Source organism: Streptomyces sp. NPDC033174 (assembly GCF_055577795.1).
Window position 1 is genome coordinate 458,076 of record NZ_JBVIPQ010000002.1, and the last position, 15,456, is coordinate 473,531.

Below are 15,456 nucleotides of genomic sequence, written 5' to 3' on the forward strand. Positions count from 1 at the left end.
CCCCGCTCACTGATCCGGCACGATCCGGACGAAAGACCCTACGTCGTGTCCGCTAGCGCTCTCCGCCCGGCACCCAGAGCACGTCCCCGACCGCCTTGTTCGCCGTCCTCGCCAGAATGAACAGCAGGTCGGACAGGCGGTTCAGATACGTCGCCGTCAGCGCGTTCATCGTCTCGCCGTGGACCTCGATCGCCGCCCAGGTCGAGCGCTCGGCCCGCCGTACGACGGTGCACGCCTGGTGCAGCAGCGCCGCGCCCGGTGTGCCGCCCGGCAGGATGAAGGAGCGGAGCTTCTCCAGCTGCTCCAGGAAGCGGTCGCAGTCCGCCTCCAGTTTGTCGATGTACGACTGCTCGACCCGCAGCGGCGGGTACTTCGGATCCTCGATCACCGGGGTCGAGAGGTCCGCGCCCACGTCGAACAGGTCGTTCTGGACGCGGACGAGGACTTTGACGACCTCTTCGTCGAGCTGCCCGAGGGCGATGGCCGTGCCGATGACGGCATTGGCCTCGTTGGCGTCGGCGTACGCCGAGATCCGCAGATCGGTCTTGGCGGTGCGGCTCATGTCGCCCAGCGCGGTGGTGCCCTGGTCGCCGGTACGGGTGTAGATGCGCGTCAGATTGACCATGAGGCCAGCGTAGTTACGCTCCGGCCCGGCGGAAGACACGTGTGCCCACCGTCACGGCCAGCGCGGCGAACCCGGCGCCGACCAGGACCCCGTACAGCATCGCCGTCCCCGCGTAGTCGCCGACGTACCCCGCCCGCACCGCGTCCACCAGGTAGCGGAACGGCGTGAAGTGCGACAGCACGTCCAGCCAGGCGGGGGCGAGCGCCATCGGCAGCATGAGGCCGGACAGCAGCATCGAGGGCATCGACAGCGCGTTGACGACCGGGCCGAACTCCTGCGGCTTGGAGACCTTGAGCGCCAGTGCGTACGAGAGCGAGGCCAGCGCCACCGTGAGGACGGCGACGAAGGCGAAGCCGATGAGGATGCCGCCGAGCGGGGCGCGCAGGCCCATCGCCAGCGCGGCGAGGACGAGCAGGACGGCCTGGAAGACGAAGAGCGCCGCGTCGCGCAGTACCCGGCCGAGGAGCAGGGCGAGCCGGCTGACCGGAGTCACCCGCATCCGCTCGACCACCCCCATCTGGTTCTCGATGATGACCGCGAAGCCGGAGAAGGAGGCGCCGAAGAGCCCGAGTTGGAGGAGAAGGCCGGGGACGAGCACCTGCCAGGAGTCGCCCTCGGAGGCGAGCGGCAGCTCGGTGAGCAGCGGCCCGAAGAAGAGCAGGTAGAGCAGCGGCATCAGCACACCGAAGAGCATCTGGAACTTGGAGCGCAGCGTCTGACGGGCGTACCGCCCGAAGATCAGCGCGATGTCGTGGAGAAGCATGGTCGTGTCCTCGGGGAGGGGCCTAGACGGCCACGGGAGTGGTGTCGGCGGGGGCGGGGCCGCGCCCGGTGATGGCGAGGAAGGTGTCCTGGAGGGTGGCGCCGGGCGAGCCGGCGTACCGCTCCTTGAGCTCGGCCGGGGTGCCCTCCGCGACGACCGCGCCCCGGTCGACGACGACGAGCCGGTCGGACAGCTCGTCCGCCTCGTCGAGGTAGTGGGTGGTGAGGAAGACGGTCGTGCCGTACTCGTCGCGCAGCCGCCTCACCAGCTTCCACAGCTCGGCGCGGCTGCCCGGATCGAGGCCGGTGGTCGGCTCGTCGAGGAAGAGCAGCTCGGGCCGGTGGGTGAGGCCCATCGCGATGTCCAGGCGGCGGCGCTGGCCGCCGGAGAGGGCGGCGCAGCCGCGGTCGAGCAGCTCGGTGAGGCCGAGGTCGGCGGCCAGCTCCTCGGCGCGGACGACGGCCTCGTCCCTGGTGAGCCGGTAGAGCCGTCCCTGGGTGACCAGTTCCTCGCGTACGGAGACGCTCAGGTCGACGCCGCCGGACTGGGCGACGTAACCGATCTTGCCGCGCACCTTGGCGGGGTCGCGGACGAGGTCGAAGCCGGCCACGGTGGCCGCTCCGCCGGTCGGCGGCAGCAGTGTGGTGAGCATCCGCAGGGTCGTGGTCTTGCCGGCTCCGTTGGGCCCGAGGAAGCCGAGGATCTCGCCCGGCCGCACGGTCAGGTCGATGCCGCGCACCGCCTCCACCGGGCCGTTCTTGGTCTGGAAGGTCCGGGCGAGCCCGGCGGTACTGATGATTGCCATGGCCCCAGAAAAACAGAGTCTCTTAAATTTTGCAACGACCCCAAGTTTTCATCGACGCCAGAAAAGTTACGATGGGTCCATGGCTGAGGGACTCAGAGAGCGCAAGAAGCGGCAGACCAGGCAGCTCATCTCGGACGTGGCGACAGGCCTGTTCGTGGAGCGCGGCTTCGACGCGGTGACGATCGCGGAGATCGCCGAGGCGGCCCAGGTGTCGGTCAACACCGTCTACAACTACTTCCCGGCCAAGGAGGACCTCTTCCTCGACCGCAGCAAGGGGGTCGTCGACCGCCTCTCCCGCTGGGTGCGCGGCCGCGCGCCGGGGGAGTCGGCCGCCGACGCCGTGCTGCGCGAACTGCGCGCCGAGGTCGAAGCCGTCTCGCCGGCCGTCGGCCTCATCGACGGCTACGCCGACTTCATGCGGGTGATCACCGAGGCGCACACCCTGCGCTCCCGGCTCTGGGCCATCCAGCAGGAACTCCTGGCGGACCTGGAGGCGACCATGCGCGCGGAGGCCGGACCGGACGACGACTCCCTGCTGCCCGCCCTCGTCGCCGGACAGCTGGCCTGGGTGCACAGCACCGTCATGGGCTGGATCGGTACGGAAATGGTCAAGCGGCGCAAACCGGCGGAAGTGTCTCGCGAGGCCCTCGTCCTCCTCGACGAGATCGAGGAACTCCTGGGGGAGAAGGTGCTCAAGTACGCGGTACGGCCCACGGAATGGGCCCCGGCGGTGTGATGTCCGTCATCTGAGACGTGACGCGCATCTCTTCGGGCTCACACGACCCCTCACGCCCGCTAACCTCCGCCGGAGAGCCAGAAAGTAAACAGCCGTTAAGGGGTAGAACGTGGCCAGGAAGCTCGCCGTCATCGGGGCCGGACTCATGGGGTCCGGAATCGCGCAGGTCTCGGCCCAGGCGGGCTGGGACGTCGTCCTGCGTGACGTCACCGACGCGGCCCTGACCCGCGGCACCGACGGCATCAAGGCGTCGTACGACAAGTTCGTCTCCAAGGGCAAGCTCGAAGCGGCCGACGCCGAGGCCGCGTTGGCCCGCATCACCACCACCACCGACCTGGACGGCGCCGCCGACGCCGACATCGTCGTCGAGGCGGTCTTCGAGAAGCTCGAGGTCAAGCACGAGATCTTCCGTACGCTCGACAAGCTCGTACGGGACGACACGGTCCTCGCCTCCAACACCTCCGCCATCCCGATCACCAAGATCGCGGCGGTCACCGAGCGCCCGGAGCGCGTCGTCGGCGCCCACTTCTTCTCGCCGGTGCCGATGATGCAGCTCTGCGAGCTGGTCCGCGGCTACAAGACCAGCGACGAAACCCTCGCCACCACCCGCGAGTTCGCCGAGTCGGTCGGCAAGACCTGCATCGTCGTCAACCGCGACGTCGCCGGTTTCGTCACCACCCGGCTGATCTCCGCGCTGGTCGTCGAGGCCGCCAAGCTCTACGAGTCGGGCGTGGCCTCCGCCGAGGACATCGACATCGCGTGCAAGCTGGGCTTCGGTCACGCCATGGGCCCGCTGGCCACCGCCGACCTGACCGGCGTGGACATCCTGCTCCACGCCACCAGCAACATCTACACCGAGTCGCAGGACGAGAAGTTCGCCCCGCCGGAGCTGATGCGCCGGATGGTGGACGCCGGTGACATCGGCCGCAAGAGCGGGCAGGGCTTCTACAAGCACTGACCCCACCTCACCCCCGCGGGTGAATTTGGTATCGGTTCGCTTACAAGGCGCAACTGGCCCGCCCATCCGGCAGTCAGTTGGTGCAAAGCCAAACTCTCGGGGAGCGCATATGCACATCAGGGGCGACCACGCCGAGCTGGTCGTCGGGGGGCGCCTCGACGTGCGCAGCGCGGCGGACGCCCGTACGGTCCTGCACTCGGCCGTCGACGACGGAGCCGGCGACCTGGTCCTCGACCTGACCGGACTGGACTCCTGGGACGCCACCGGGCTCGGGGTCATCATGGGCGCGCACCGGCGGGCCGGCCGGTGCGGCCGCCGCCTGGTGCTGCGCGGGGTCCCGCCCCAGATGCAGCGCCTGCTGGTGGCCACCCGGCTGCACCGCATCCTCGCCATCGAGGGCGGCATCGCGGCCGAGTCGCTGCCGCGCGTCTGAACCTCGTCCACGGGCGTCACCGTGTGTGGAGCGCCTGTGAAATTCGCCCCTGGCGCCCAATCCTCACGAGAAGGTGACGTCTGGGGCGGCGTGGCACCCCACCTGTTCCCCGAGGCCGTGCGACCGTCTAGGGTTCGGCTGCCCGCCGATTGACGGACCCACTGGCGGGCACCGGACCAGAAGCGACAGCGGACGTGCAGATCGGCCGGGAGGGGCTTGGCATCGGCGCGCGACGCTTTTGGGGGCTTTGATGGACCCGATCAACCGGGGGCCGGAAGAACACGGCCACGACAACGACGGCGGCGGCACCCGTGACGGCGGCCGGCGCGACCCCATCACACCCGTGACCGGACCGGTCAAGGGCGGCGGGTCGGCGGGTCCGACGACCGCCCGTACGGCACAGATCGTCTCCGGCGACCTGCTGCTCACCATCAACCCGATCGACGGCAGCGAGATAGAACCCTGCCCGCCCGGTGAGCTCCCCGCACGGCCGCGCAAGCGCACCGCCGACGAGCGTGCCGACCTCACCCGCGTCTCGGGCCCGCCCCTCCCCGCCGGGCCCGCCGCCCCGCCTCTGCCGCTCCTGGAGCGGCAGGAGGAGCGCGAGCGGCTCGTACAGCTCCTGGCGCGCGGGCGCTCGGCCCGGCTCACCGGGCCCGCCGGCTCCGGCCGGACCACCCTCCTCGACGCCGTCGCCGGCGACTGCGCGGACATCGCCCCGGACGGCGTCGTACGACTCTCCGGCTACCGCCGCACCGCGACCGAGCTGCTCCACGAACTGTTCGCGACGGTTCACCACGCCTCGCAGTACCGCCCCGACCGGGCGACCCTGCTCGACCACGTCCACGACATCGGCGCGGTCGTCGTCGTCGACGACCTGGAAATCGGCGGCGCGGCCCTCGACGAGCTCCTCGACGCGACCCCCGAATGCGCCTTCCTGTTCGCCGCCACCCCCGATGTGCCCGCGCCCACGGCCGAAGCGCACCTGGAAGAGGTCACCCTCGCCGGTCTCGGCCGGGGCTCCACACTGGAACTGCTGGAGCGGGTCGTCGACCGGGCCCTCACCGACGAGGAGGCCAACTGGGCCGGCGACCTCTGGTTCGAGTCCGAGGGCCTGCCGCTGCGCTTCGTCCAGGCGGGCGCGCTGCTGCGCCAGCGCGACGCCCTCCGCGCCGACCAGGGCGCCTTCGACCCGTTCGGAGCGGGCCCCGCCAACCCCGACGACGAGCCCGACGACCCCGACGACATCCCCGACTCCGAGCTGCCCGAGATACCCCTGCCCAGCCTCGCCGACGGCGCGGCGCCGGCGGCGCTGCTCGCCTCGCGGCTCGGCCCGTCCGCCCGCGAGACCCTGCGCCTCGCGGTCGCGCTCGGCGGCGAGGTGCCGCATCCGGCCCATCTGCCCGCCCTCGTCGGCGACACCCACGCGGATGCCGCGCTCGGCGAGCTGGTGAACTGCGGTCTGCTCACCCCCGTCGGCCCCCGCTACCGGCTCGCCGCCCAGGTACTGGCCCAGCTGGAGGCCGCCGGATACGGCGAGGGCGCCGCCGACCGCGCCCACACCGTCGCCCAGCACTACGCCTGGTGGGCCGGACACCCCTCGGTCACCCCCGAGCGCGCCGGCGCCGAGGCAGACGCCCTGCTCGCATCGATGACCGCGCTGCTGCCCAGCGAAGGCGCGCCCCCCGGGCAGAACTCCGACGACGAGGACGGGCACATCGCCGCGGCCGTCCTCCTCGCCCGCAGCGCCACCCCGGCCTTCGCCGCGGGACTGCACTGGGGCGCCTGGGAGCGGGCTCTGCGCACGGGCCAGGAGGCCGCCCGGATCGCCGGCGACGTCGCCGAAGAGGCCTATTTCCACCACGAGTTGGGCGTCCTGGCTCTCTGCGCGGGCAACCTCGACCGGGCCCGCGCCGAGCTGGAGGCTTCCATCGGCATGCGCGGCGCGCTCGCCGACAAGCGCGGCACCGTCGCCGGCCGCCGGGCGCTCGCCCTCGTCGCCGACCGTGCGGGCGGCCCGCTCGCAGGACGCGGCCCGGCCGGCGAGCAGGCCCCGTCCGTCCGCCGGGACGCGTCGGCGTCCCCGCCCGGCGGCATCCCCGTCGCCCGCACGGTGTCGCCGTTCCCCGACCAGGACGTCACCCTCGTCACCCGCCAGGACACGTCCTCCGGCGGTATGACGAAGACGCACACCCGCTGGGCCTTCCTCGGCGGCGCCCGGCGCAATGCCGTCGCGGTCGGCGCGGGCGCGCTGCTCGTCGCCGTCCTCGGCACGGTGATCACCCTCGGCGCGACCTCCGGCGGCGACGAGAAGCCGGGCTCGGAGCGGGTCAGCTCGGACCCGTCGGCCGGCCAGGACACGGGCGACGACGGCTACAACACGGACGAGCCCGTCGAGGACCCGACCCCGCCGGGGAGCACCGGAAAGCCGGAATCGCCGAACCCGTCGGGATCGGCGACCCCGCGCGACGGGGGCTCCTCCACGGGCGGCGGCTCATCGACGACATCCGGTGGCAGCCCGTCGTCCTCGGGCAGCGCCTCGACGGGCGGCCCGACGACCGGTGGGTCGACCACGTCGGGGGGCGGCAGCACGTCGGGCTCCACGACGACCGGTGGTTCGCCGAGCGGCAGCCCCTCCAGCACCGGCGGTACGTCGTCGAGCGGGGGGACGACCACGACCGGCGGGACCGACCCGGCGGGTGGGACGACGACCGGTGGGACCGACCCGACGGGCGGCACGACCACTGGTGGGACCGACCCCACGGGTGGCACGACCACCGGTGGGACCGACCCCACGGGTGGCACGACCACCGGCGGGACCGACCCGACGGGCGGCACGACCACCGGCGGGACCGACCCCACCGGCGGCGACACGAACGGCAGCCCCAGCAACAGCGGCAGCGCGGCCTGACGACCGTACCCGCGCACATGGAAACGGCCCCCGGCGGTAGTCACCGCCGGGGGCCGCCCCGTACCGCGTGGCTCAGAACAGCCGGAGCTTGTCGTCCTCGATGCCGCGCATCGCGTCGTAGTCCAGGACCACGCACCCGATCCCGCGGTCCGTCGCCAGCACCCGCGCCTGCGGCTTGATCTCCTGCGCCGCGAAGATGCCCTTGACCGGCGCCAGATGGGGATCGCGGTTGAGCAGCTCCAGATAGCGGGTGAGCTGCTCCACACCGTCGATCTCGCCACGCCGCTTGATCTCGACCGCGACCGTCGCGCCGTCCGAGTCACGGCAGAGGATGTCCACCGGGCCGATGGCCGTCGGGTACTCGCGGCGGATCAGGCTGTATCCGTCGCCCAGTGTCTCGATCCTGTCGGCGAGAAGCTCTTGGAGGTGCGCTTCCACGCCGTCCTTGATGAGCCCCGGGTCGACGCCGAGTTCGTGCGAGGAATCATGGAGGACCTCCTCCATGGTGATGATCAGTTTCTCGCCCGCTTTGTTGACGACGGTCCAGATGCCCGCCTCTCCGTCGACGCCCTCCTTGAGCGTGCACGGCGGGGACATCCAGTTGAGCGGTTTGTACGCCCGGTCGTCGGCGTGGATGGAGACGCTGCCGTCTGCCTTGACCAGGATCAGACGGGGGGCGGAGGGCAGGTGGGCGGTGAGCCGGCCCGCGTAGTCCACGGAGCAGCGGGCGATGACGAGACGCATGGGGCGCAACGCTACTCGACGCATACGCTTCCGCGCGATTCGGCCCTAAAGCCCCGTTCGTTATTGGCCGGTTGTGGTCCCAATCTCCTGGTGCGGTCCGGACAGCGCGCTTAACGTGGAAGCAGGAGGTCGTCGCTCGTGCACTCTGCGTGGCGTACGGGGGCTCCTCCTTCCCTGCCCGTAAGACCCCGCTCGTCGGGGTCGCGAGAGGAGAACCCATGTCGCTCGACGTCTCACCGGCGCTGTTGGAACAGGCCGAGCGAGGCGAGGTCGACGAAGCCGACTTCGTCGACTGCGTCCGGACCTCCCTGCCCTTCGCATGGGAGATGATCAGTTCTCTGGTGGCTCAGCTGAAGGTGGACGGCGGAGAGTTCGCCGACAACCAGACGCCGCCGCCGGACGAGCAGGCACGTGGTCAGCTGCTGCGCGCGCTCGCGAGTGACGCGATCCGCGGAGCGCTCCAGCGGCACTTCGGTGTGCGTCTGGCCTTCCAGAACTGCCACCGTGTAGCGGTGTTCCCGCTGGACTCCTCGGTGGACGAGCGGCTGGCCCGCTTCACTTCCATCCGGGGCCAGCTGCTCAATCAGTCGCCCGAACTGCGCGACTGCTGATGTCTTCTGCTGCCGCTCCGCTTCGCGCGAGACACCTGATGCCGGGGCGGCAGCCTTCTTCGTACGGCGGGAAGGGCGGCGGCTCAGACGAGCAGCGGCAACACCTCGGCGCCCAGGCGCCGCACGTTCTCCTCGGTCGCCGTGAGGTCTCCCGACCCCTCGGCCAGCAGCGCGAAGCGGGTGATGCCCGTGCGCTCGGCGGTCGCGGCGAGCCGGTCCGCCGCCAGCCGCGGCGTGCCGACCGGGTGCAGGGCGCACAGCAGCTCGGTGTAGGCGACGGGGTCCCGCATCGCCCGGTGCCGACCGTCGACCGTCACATGGGCGTCCAGGCCCTGCTTCAGCCACCCCGGCATCGCCTTGAGGAGCGCCTCGGCGGCGTCGGCCCCGCTGTCCGCGATCTGCGCCACACCCGCCGACACATGCCCGGCGGCGGCGCGGTCGACCGCGTCCGGCGCATGGCCCGCCGCGAGGGCGTGCCTGCGCCACGCGGCGACCATCTCGGCCTTCTCCTCGTCGCCGCAGTGCATACCGAGGAGCATCGGCAGCCCACGCTCGGCGGCCCTGCGGACGCTCGCCGGCGAGGTGCACGCCAGGACCACTTCGGGCCCGGCCGATTCACCGACGGGGCCGAGGAGCTCGTCCGGCCGCGGCACGACCGCGACTTCACGGAAAGCGAATCGTTCCCCCTGGGCTCCCACACGGGGCTCGCGCAGCCAGCGCAGCAGCAGGTCCAGCGCCTCGGGGAACCCCTGCTCGTACGCCTCCAGGCCCGCGCCGAAGACCTCCAGGTCCACCCAGGGGCCGCCCCTGCCGACGCCCAGGGTGAAGCGGCCGCCGGAGGTGAGGTGCAGCAGCGCGGCCTGCTCGCCCAGTGCGACGGGATGGGCGGTCGGCAGCACGCTCACCGCCGTCCCCACCCGGATCCGGCGGGTGCGGCCGAGGAGCAGCGCGGCCAGTGTCACGGCCGACGGACACACGCCGTACGGAACGAAGTGGTGCTCGGCCAGCCAGACCGAGTCGAGCCCGGCCTCCTCGGCGACCTCGGCGGTCCGCACCGCCCGGTGCAACGCCTCCCCCTGCCCCTGCCCCGGGAACTGGGCGGCCAGAACAAACGTACCCACGCGCATCGCCTTTTGCCTCCTTGCGGCCGACGCGGCTCTCCCCCTCTTACCGGCAACAACGTCTGACACGTGCCAAAGGCAACGGGCGGATGCGAAGTTCTTGCGATTTTCCGGTAACTGGGCCTGTCGGCCGACACCGCGACACCCGTCCGGGACATGTACCCGGGGTCGTGAGCCGTACGCTGGAAGTCACCTGTCCCGCACCCGGCCCCGTGAGGTGTTACGTGTCCCCGCGCCGCAACCGCCCTCGTGGCGGCGACAGTCCCGTCGAGCAGGAAGGTGCGCCGGGAGACCGGTACGGCGGTGTGCAGCGCACCGAGCCCTGGCAGGGCGAGGAGTGGTCCGTCCGGCATGTCGCCGGGGCGAACTCGGTCGGCAAGCGCTACCGCTGCCCCGGCTGCGACCAGGAGATCCCCGCCGGGATGCCCCACGTGGTGGCCTGGCCGGAGTACGGCGGCGTGGACGACCGGCGCCACTGGCACAAGGCGTGCTGGAACGCGAAGGACCGCCGCACCTCCCGGGTGCAGCGGTCCCGCAACGCCCCCAAGTACTGAGGCGGTTGTCCGGCGGCGCCGGCCGGGTTCCTCACGCGTCGCGGCTGTTGAGCACCGCGAACGCGGCGCCCAGCGTCGCCGCGGTCAGACCCAGCATGATCAGGAGAGGCTCCCAGCCGGCCGGCCCCGACTCGCGCACGGCGTTCTCGCTGTAGAGCGCGATGATCTGGCTCGGGATCGCATAGGCGAGCAGCCCCTCCTGGAGCTTCGCCAACGACTCCGAGAACATGAACATGGCCGCCACCAGCGGGAACAGCAGCACGCCGATCATGATCGTGATCGCGCCCGCCGAGTGCCGCAGCAGCGTGCCGACGGCGAGCGACAGCAGCCCGAGCAGCGCCAGGTAGAGCCCCACGCCCACGGTCGCCCGCAGCCAGTCGCCGCCGGACGCGGGGGTCGCGTCCACCATCGCGGTCTGGACCGCGGCGACGACCGTGACGGTCACCGTGGTGACCGTGAACACCAGCACGAAGAAGACGATCGCCTTGGCCGCCAGCACACGGGCGCGGCTGGGGCAGGCGGTCAGCGTCGTGCGGATCATGCCCGTGCCGTACTCGGACGCGATGGTGAGCACGCCGAGCGTGATCACGCAGATCGAACCGAGCAGTACACCGAAGAACCCGAGACCGAGGGCGGACTCACCCTCGGTGTCGACGTCGGAGGCGGCCACGATCGCCGCGACGCCCAGGCCGATGCCGACCATGAGCAGGATCATGACGCCGAGCGTCCACATCGTGGAGCGCAGAGAACGGATTTTGGTCCACTCGGAGGCGAGGGCGTCCCCGAGGTGGGCCCTGCGCACCGGGATGGGTGAGACGTACGAGGCGAGGGGTGCGCCCTGCTGCTGGTACGGGGTCGTCATCGGGCGTCCTTGTTGGTGCTCGGGTCGGTGTCGGGGGCCGGGCCGGCCGGGGTCTGGTCCACGGGCGCGGGCGCGACGGGCGGCTCCGCGGGCACCGGCGGCTTCTGCGCGTACGGGTTCTCCCCGGGCGGCGGCGGGGCGTACCAGCCCTGCTGGGGCACCTCCGGAACCACCGGCTGCGGCACCACATAGCCGTCCCCGGGGTGCGGCACGGGCTGCTGCAGGCCGGCCAGCTGGTCCTCGGTGGAGCGGTAGTCCACGGCGCTCTGCGTCATCCGCATGTACGCCTCCTCCAGCGACGCCTGGTGCGGCGAGAGCTCCCACAGCCGGACGTCCGCCTCGTGCGCCAGATCGCTGATCCGCGGCAGCGGGAGACCGGTCACGCGCAGCGCGCCGTCCCGCTCGGAGAGCACCTGCCCGCCGGCCTCGGTCAGTACCGCCGTCAGCTTCTCCCGCTGCTGCGGCTCGGTCTGGGGCGTCCGCACCCGGGCGAAGTCCGCGGAGTTGGCGGAGATGAAGTCCTTGACGCTCATGTCGGCGAGCAGCTGACCGCGGCCGATCACGATCAACTGGTCGGCGGTCAGCGCCATCTCGCTCATCAGATGGCTCGACACGAAGACCGTCCGGCCCTCGGAGGCGAGCTTCTTCATGAGGTTGCGGACCCAGAGGATGCCCTCGGGGTCGAGACCGTTGACCGGCTCGTCGAAGAGCAGCACCTGGGGGTCACCGAGGAGCGCGGCCGCGATGCCGAGCCGCTGCCCCATGCCGAGCGAGAAGCCCTTGGAGCGCCTGCGGGCCACGTCCTGGAGCCCGACGACCCCGAGCACCTCGTCGACCCGGCGGGCCGGGATCCCGGCGAGCTGGGCGAGGGACAGCAGATGGTTGCGGGCGCTCCGGCCGCCGTGGACGGCCTTGGCGTCGAGCAGGGCGCCGACCTGCCGGGGGGCGTTGGGAAGCTGCCGGAAGGGGTGGCCGCCGATCGTGACGTGTCCGGAGGTCGGCCGGTCGAGCCCGAGGATCATGCGCATGGTCGTCGACTTCCCGGAGCCGTTGGGCCCCAGGAAGCCGGTGACGGCGCCGGGCCGCACCTGGAAGGAAAGGTTGTACACGGCCGTCTTGGCGCCGTAGCGCTTCGTCAGGCCGACTGCCTCGATCATTCTCCAGCCCCATCGACAGGTCAGGTCGTCGTCGGGGCAGTGGCCCGTGGCCGAAGGCCCCCGTAGGAGGTAAGAGGGTATCCGGCCCTTGACGGTTCCGGCCAAAGCCGACGAGCCCCGGACGCCCCGGCCGGACGCCCCGCCTCCCCGGCCGGACGGCCCGACCGGGTCAGGCGTCGCGCTTCTTCATGACCAGGTAGCCCCCGATCAGCGCGGCCGCGACCCAGATCAGCATGATCCCCAGCCCGCCCCAGGGCCCGTACGGCGCCTCCTGCGTGTTCATCGCGTCCGGGACCACCTGCATGATCTTGGAGCCGGCCTGGTCCGGGAAGTACAGCGCCACGTCCTTGGCCTTCGGGACGGCGGACAGGATCTGGGAGATCAGGAAGAAGAACGGCACCAGGATGCCGAGGGAGAGCATCGACGAGCGCAGCATCGCCGCGACGCCCATCGAGAAGAGCGCGATCAGCCCCATGTAGAGACCGCCGCCGATGACCGCCCGCAGGACGTTATCCGCGCCGAGGGTGGTGCGGTACTCGCCGAGCAGGGCCTGGCCGATGAAGAACGACAGGAAGCTGGTCGCGAGCCCGACGACGAGGGCCAGCAGTCCGGCCACCGTGATCTTGCTGAGGAGGAACGTGGCCCGCTGCGGGACGGCGGCCAGCGAGGTGCGGATCATGCCCGAGCTGTACTCGGTGCCGACCACGAGCACACCGAAGACGACCATCGCCAGCTGGCCGAGAATCATCCCCGAGAAGCTGATGAAGGTCGGGTCGAAGGTGGCCCGCTCGGCGGGGGAGAGCTCGGTGAAGGTCGACTTCATCAGCGCGCAGAGCGCCGCGCTCATGGCGACCGTGACCAACAGCGCGCTGACCAGGGTCCAGCTCGTGGAGGACACCGTGCGGATCTTGGTCCACTCGGACTGGAGGACGGCGGCGGGTACCGATGCCATGGTTCAGGCCCCCTGGTGGGTGTCGCCCCAGTGGGGGCCGCTCGTCGTTTCGGCCGGGGGGGCCGGCGCGCCCCAGACGGGGCCGCCCGTGGTGCCGTGGACGTCCGTGCCGTGCGCGTGGTATTCGACCGCGCCCGCCGTCATCTGCATGAACGCCTCCTCCAGCGAGGCGCGCTGGGCGCTGAGTTCATGGAGGACGAGCTGGTGCCGGGCGGCGAGCTCACCGAGCGCCTCGGTGGTCGCGCCGTCGACCTCCAGGGTGCCGTTGCCCGACTCGACCGGGATGAAGCCGTTGGCGTGGAGCACGTCCCGCAGCTCCTCCTGCTGGGGTGAGCGCAGACGCACGAAACTCCGTGAGTTCTGCTGGATGAAATCGGCCATCGAGGTATCGGCGAGCAGCTTGCCCTGGCCGATGACGATCAAGTGATCGGCGGTCAGCGCCATTTCACTCATCAGATGGCTGGAAACGAAGATCGTCCGGCCTTCCGCCGCCAGCGCCTTCATCAGATTGCGGATCCAGTGAATACCCTCGGGGTCCAGACCATTGACGGGTTCGTCGAACATCAAGATCTCCGGATCACCCAGCAACGCGGAGGCGATTCCCAGCCGCTGGCCCATCCCGAGCGAAAATCCTTTGGACTTCTTCTTCGCCACCGGTGTGAGTCCGACCGTGTCGAGAACCTCGGTGACCCGGCGCTCCGGAATGCGGTTGGACTGGGCCAGGCACAGCAGGTTGTTGTACGCCGAGCGGCCCCCGTGCATCGCCTTGGCGTCCAGCAACGCCCCTATGTACTTCAGCGGTTCCTCGAGGTCGCGGTAGTGCTTGCCGTCGATACGGACGGTACCGCTGGTCGGGATGTCCAGATCGAGCATCATGCGCATCGTCGTCGACTTGCCGGCGCCGTTCGGTCCGAGGAAGCCGGTGATCATCCCGGGCCGGACCTGGAACGACAGATGGTCGACCGCCGTCTTCGTGCCGAAGCGTTTGGTAAGCCCCTCAAGCTCGATCATCCGTCCACGCTACGAGCGGACGAAGCCCCCCGCCACCGGAATGACGGAGGGCTGCGCGCTGCTTTGGGGCTCGGTTCCCCTCCGGGACGCTCAAGCGTGCGTCGACGGTGGATCGGGCTCGACCGCTCGTTCCTCGCGGCCTCCGCGCTCCCCCTGCCTACGGCGGGGGGACCCCATCCCTTTCGACACCCGCGCGTCCCTTCGGCTGACTCGCCGGGGCGCGTGCTTACCGGGACTGCTGGGCCGGGACGCCGCGCGTCACGGGCTCGTCGTCCACCGGCGAACCGGCCGCGGCCACCGCGGCGCCGGTCAGCGTCGCCAGCATCTCGCGGACGTTGGTCAGCTGCGCGTTGATGGAGTCGCGGCGGTTCGTCAGCGCTGCCAGCTCGCGCTCCGATTCCGAGCGGATCCGGTCGGCCTTGGCGTTCGCGTCGGCCACGATGTCCTCGGCCTGGCGCTGCGCGGTCTCCACCGTCTGACGGGCCCGGCGCTCCGCGTCCGTACGCAGCTTCTCGGCCTCCAGGCGCAGCTGCTCGGCGCGGTGCTCGATCTCCGCGAGACGCTTCTCCGCCTTCGCCTGACGCGACGCCAGGTCGCGCTCGGACTGCTCGCGGCGCTTGGCGAGGTTGGTCTCGAAGTCGGCGGCGGCCTGAGCGGCCTTGGCGCGGGTCTCCTCGAAGAGGGCGTCCGCCTCCTCGCGCTTCGACTGCGCGTCCTTCTGCGCCTCGGCGCGCAGCGAGTTCGCCTCGCCCTGGGCCTTCTCGACGATCCGGACGCCCTCGTCCTCGGCCTTCGCCTTCCGCTCCGCCGCGAACGACTCCGCGTCGTTGCGCACCTGCTGGGCGGCCGACTCGGCGAGCTCGCGGTGCTGCTCGGCCGCGCGACGGGCCTCCTCACGCAGGTCCTTCGCCTCCTCCTCGGCGAGGCGGAGGATCTTCTCGACCCGCGCACCGAGACCGGCGTACGACGGCTCGGCGTCGCTGACCTGGGCCTGGGCGTTCTGGGTCTCGAGGTGGAGCTCCTCGATGCGCTTTTCCAGAGAGGTGATTCGGGCCAGAGCACTGTCACGGTCGGCGACGAGCTTGGTAATGCGGTCGTCCACCTGACCGCGGTCGTAACCACGCCGCACGAGCTCGAAGCCGAAGGGGGAGGATGTGTCGCTCATGGGGTTCCTGTCGAATGAGACCGGTGAGGTGATAGGGGGAATCCTAGG

General features: G+C 71.1%; 16 protein-coding genes. 6 read left to right on the forward strand and 10 right to left on the reverse strand.

What is annotated here, in order from left to right; all coding sequences use genetic code 11:
• Nucleotides 1-52 precede the first annotated feature (52 nt).
• From ACZ5VC_RS08405 to ACZ5VC_RS08415, 3 genes are read right to left on the reverse strand one after another with little or no spacing between them, the layout of a single operon-like run.
• Nucleotides 53-625: a cob(I)yrinic acid a,c-diamide adenosyltransferase gene (locus tag ACZ5VC_RS08405; protein ID WP_468706982.1), complete on the reverse strand. Its 573-nt coding sequence runs from the start codon at nucleotides 623-625 to the stop codon at nucleotides 53-55.
• A gap of 13 nt (nucleotides 626-638) precedes the next feature.
• Entirely contained in the window at nucleotides 639-1,388 is a 750-nt protein-coding gene (locus ACZ5VC_RS08410; protein ID WP_469119308.1) for an ABC transporter permease, read from the reverse strand.
• 22 nt (nucleotides 1,389-1,410) lie between these two features.
• Nucleotides 1,411-2,193 (reverse strand): ABC transporter ATP-binding protein, encoded by a 783-nt coding sequence (locus tag ACZ5VC_RS08415; RefSeq protein WP_469119309.1) that lies wholly within the window; start codon nucleotides 2,191-2,193, stop codon nucleotides 1,411-1,413.
• A 79-nt stretch (nucleotides 2,194-2,272) separates the two neighbouring features.
• On the opposite strand from ACZ5VC_RS08415, the gene ACZ5VC_RS08420 reads away from it, so the two are divergent.
• The 4 genes from ACZ5VC_RS08420 to ACZ5VC_RS08435 all read left to right on the forward strand — a co-directional run bounded on the left by ACZ5VC_RS08420 (nucleotide 2,273) and on the right by ACZ5VC_RS08435 (nucleotide 7,231).
• Nucleotides 2,273-2,929, forward strand: coding sequence for a TetR/AcrR family transcriptional regulator (locus ACZ5VC_RS08420; protein ID WP_469119310.1), 657 nt, complete (start codon nucleotides 2,273-2,275; stop codon nucleotides 2,927-2,929).
• A 109-nt stretch (nucleotides 2,930-3,038) separates the two neighbouring features.
• Nucleotides 3,039-3,887 (forward strand): 3-hydroxyacyl-CoA dehydrogenase family protein, encoded by an 849-nt coding sequence (locus ACZ5VC_RS08425; protein WP_469119311.1) that lies wholly within the window; start codon nucleotides 3,039-3,041, stop codon nucleotides 3,885-3,887.
• Nucleotides 3,888-3,996: 109 nt separating this feature from the next.
• On the forward strand, nucleotides 3,997-4,320 hold the full coding sequence (locus tag ACZ5VC_RS08430) for an STAS domain-containing protein (protein ID WP_468706970.1): 324 nt from the start codon (nucleotides 3,997-3,999) through the stop codon (nucleotides 4,318-4,320).
• Nucleotides 4,321-4,570: 250 nt separating this feature from the next.
• Nucleotides 4,571-7,231: an ATP-binding protein gene (locus tag ACZ5VC_RS08435; protein WP_469119312.1), complete on the forward strand. Its 2,661-nt coding sequence runs from the start codon at nucleotides 4,571-4,573 to the stop codon at nucleotides 7,229-7,231.
• A gap of 72 nt (nucleotides 7,232-7,303) precedes the next feature.
• Here ACZ5VC_RS08435 and nucS read toward each other — a convergent pair whose 3' ends face one another.
• Nucleotides 7,304-7,975 (reverse strand): endonuclease NucS, encoded by a 672-nt coding sequence (gene nucS, locus ACZ5VC_RS08440; RefSeq protein WP_468706966.1) that lies wholly within the window; start codon nucleotides 7,973-7,975, stop codon nucleotides 7,304-7,306.
• 218 nt (nucleotides 7,976-8,193) lie between these two features.
• On the opposite strand from nucS, the gene ACZ5VC_RS08445 reads away from it, so the two are divergent.
• Entirely contained in the window at nucleotides 8,194-8,586 is a 393-nt protein-coding gene (locus ACZ5VC_RS08445; RefSeq protein WP_468706964.1) for an SCO5389 family protein, read from the forward strand.
• An 83-nt stretch (nucleotides 8,587-8,669) separates the two neighbouring features.
• On the opposite strand, the gene ACZ5VC_RS08450 is transcribed toward ACZ5VC_RS08445, so the two are convergent.
• Nucleotides 8,670-9,713 (reverse strand): LLM class flavin-dependent oxidoreductase, encoded by a 1,044-nt coding sequence (locus ACZ5VC_RS08450; protein WP_469119313.1) that lies wholly within the window; start codon nucleotides 9,711-9,713, stop codon nucleotides 8,670-8,672.
• 218 nt (nucleotides 9,714-9,931) lie between these two features.
• Between ACZ5VC_RS08450 and ACZ5VC_RS08455 the strand changes: the two genes are divergently transcribed.
• On the forward strand, nucleotides 9,932-10,261 hold the full coding sequence (locus ACZ5VC_RS08455; protein ID WP_469119314.1) for an ATP/GTP-binding protein: 330 nt from the start codon (nucleotides 9,932-9,934) through the stop codon (nucleotides 10,259-10,261).
• 31 nt (nucleotides 10,262-10,292) lie between these two features.
• Here the strand turns inward: ACZ5VC_RS08455 and ACZ5VC_RS08460 are convergent, their stop codons facing one another.
• The 5 genes from ACZ5VC_RS08460 to ACZ5VC_RS08480 all read right to left on the reverse strand — a co-directional run bounded on the left by ACZ5VC_RS08460 (nucleotide 10,293) and on the right by ACZ5VC_RS08480 (nucleotide 15,408).
• Entirely contained in the window at nucleotides 10,293-11,123 is an 831-nt protein-coding gene (locus tag ACZ5VC_RS08460) for an ABC transporter permease (protein ID WP_469119315.1), read from the reverse strand.
• The gene (locus tag ACZ5VC_RS08465) at nucleotides 11,120-12,280 is read right to left on the reverse strand and encodes an ABC transporter ATP-binding protein (protein WP_469119316.1); all 1,161 of its coding nucleotides are present in this window, start codon (nucleotides 12,278-12,280) and stop codon (nucleotides 11,120-11,122) included. Before ACZ5VC_RS08465 ends, ACZ5VC_RS08460 begins: the two co-directional genes overlap by 4 nt.
• A 169-nt stretch (nucleotides 12,281-12,449) precedes the next feature.
• Nucleotides 12,450-13,232 (reverse strand): ABC transporter permease, encoded by a 783-nt coding sequence (locus ACZ5VC_RS08470; RefSeq protein WP_469119317.1) that lies wholly within the window; start codon nucleotides 13,230-13,232, stop codon nucleotides 12,450-12,452.
• A 3-nt stretch (nucleotides 13,233-13,235) separates the two neighbouring features.
• The gene (locus ACZ5VC_RS08475) at nucleotides 13,236-14,243 is read right to left on the reverse strand and encodes an ABC transporter ATP-binding protein (protein ID WP_469119318.1); all 1,008 of its coding nucleotides are present in this window, start codon (nucleotides 14,241-14,243) and stop codon (nucleotides 13,236-13,238) included.
• Nucleotides 14,244-14,469: 226 nt separating this feature from the next.
• Nucleotides 14,470-15,408 carry a cellulose-binding protein gene (locus ACZ5VC_RS08480; RefSeq protein ID WP_468706950.1) on the reverse strand — a complete coding sequence of 313 codons (939 nt, stop codon included), beginning with the start codon at nucleotides 15,406-15,408 and terminating at the stop codon, nucleotides 14,470-14,472.
• Between the last annotated feature and the right edge of the window lie 48 nt (nucleotides 15,409-15,456).

What these genes read in the sequence shown, in the direction of transcription:
- ACZ5VC_RS08405 (WP_468706982.1), bottom strand. Translation starts at nt 625, where the DNA reads ATGGTCAATCTGACGCGCATCTACACCCGTACCGGCGACCAGGGCACC.
- ACZ5VC_RS08410 (WP_469119308.1), bottom strand. Translation starts at nt 1,388, where the DNA reads ATGCTTCTCCACGACATCGCGCTGATCTTCGGGCGGTACGCCCGTCAG.
- ACZ5VC_RS08415 (WP_469119309.1), bottom strand. Translation starts at nt 2,193, where the DNA reads ATGGCAATCATCAGTACCGCCGGGCTCGCCCGGACCTTCCAGACCAAG.
- ACZ5VC_RS08420 (WP_469119310.1), top strand. Translation starts at nt 2,273, where the DNA reads ATGGCTGAGGGACTCAGAGAGCGCAAGAAGCGGCAGACCAGGCAGCTC.
- ACZ5VC_RS08430 (WP_468706970.1), top strand. Translation starts at nt 3,997, where the DNA reads ATGCACATCAGGGGCGACCACGCCGAGCTGGTCGTCGGGGGGCGCCTC.
- ACZ5VC_RS08435 (WP_469119312.1), top strand. Translation starts at nt 4,571, where the DNA reads ATGGACCCGATCAACCGGGGGCCGGAAGAACACGGCCACGACAACGAC.
- nucS (WP_468706966.1), bottom strand. Translation starts at nt 7,975, where the DNA reads ATGCGTCTCGTCATCGCCCGCTGCTCCGTGGACTACGCGGGCCGGCTC.
- ACZ5VC_RS08445 (WP_468706964.1), top strand. Translation starts at nt 8,194, where the DNA reads ATGTCGCTCGACGTCTCACCGGCGCTGTTGGAACAGGCCGAGCGAGGC.
- ACZ5VC_RS08450 (WP_469119313.1), bottom strand. Translation starts at nt 9,713, where the DNA reads ATGCGCGTGGGTACGTTTGTTCTGGCCGCCCAGTTCCCGGGGCAGGGG.
- ACZ5VC_RS08460 (WP_469119315.1), bottom strand. Translation starts at nt 11,123, where the DNA reads ATGACGACCCCGTACCAGCAGCAGGGCGCACCCCTCGCCTCGTACGTC.
- ACZ5VC_RS08465 (WP_469119316.1), bottom strand. Translation starts at nt 12,280, where the DNA reads ATGATCGAGGCAGTCGGCCTGACGAAGCGCTACGGCGCCAAGACGGCC.
- ACZ5VC_RS08470 (WP_469119317.1), bottom strand. Translation starts at nt 13,232, where the DNA reads ATGGCATCGGTACCCGCCGCCGTCCTCCAGTCCGAGTGGACCAAGATC.
- ACZ5VC_RS08475 (WP_469119318.1), bottom strand. Translation starts at nt 14,243, where the DNA reads ATGATCGAGCTTGAGGGGCTTACCAAACGCTTCGGCACGAAGACGGCG.
- ACZ5VC_RS08480 (WP_468706950.1), bottom strand. Translation starts at nt 15,408, where the DNA reads ATGAGCGACACATCCTCCCCCTTCGGCTTCGAGCTCGTGCGGCGTGGT.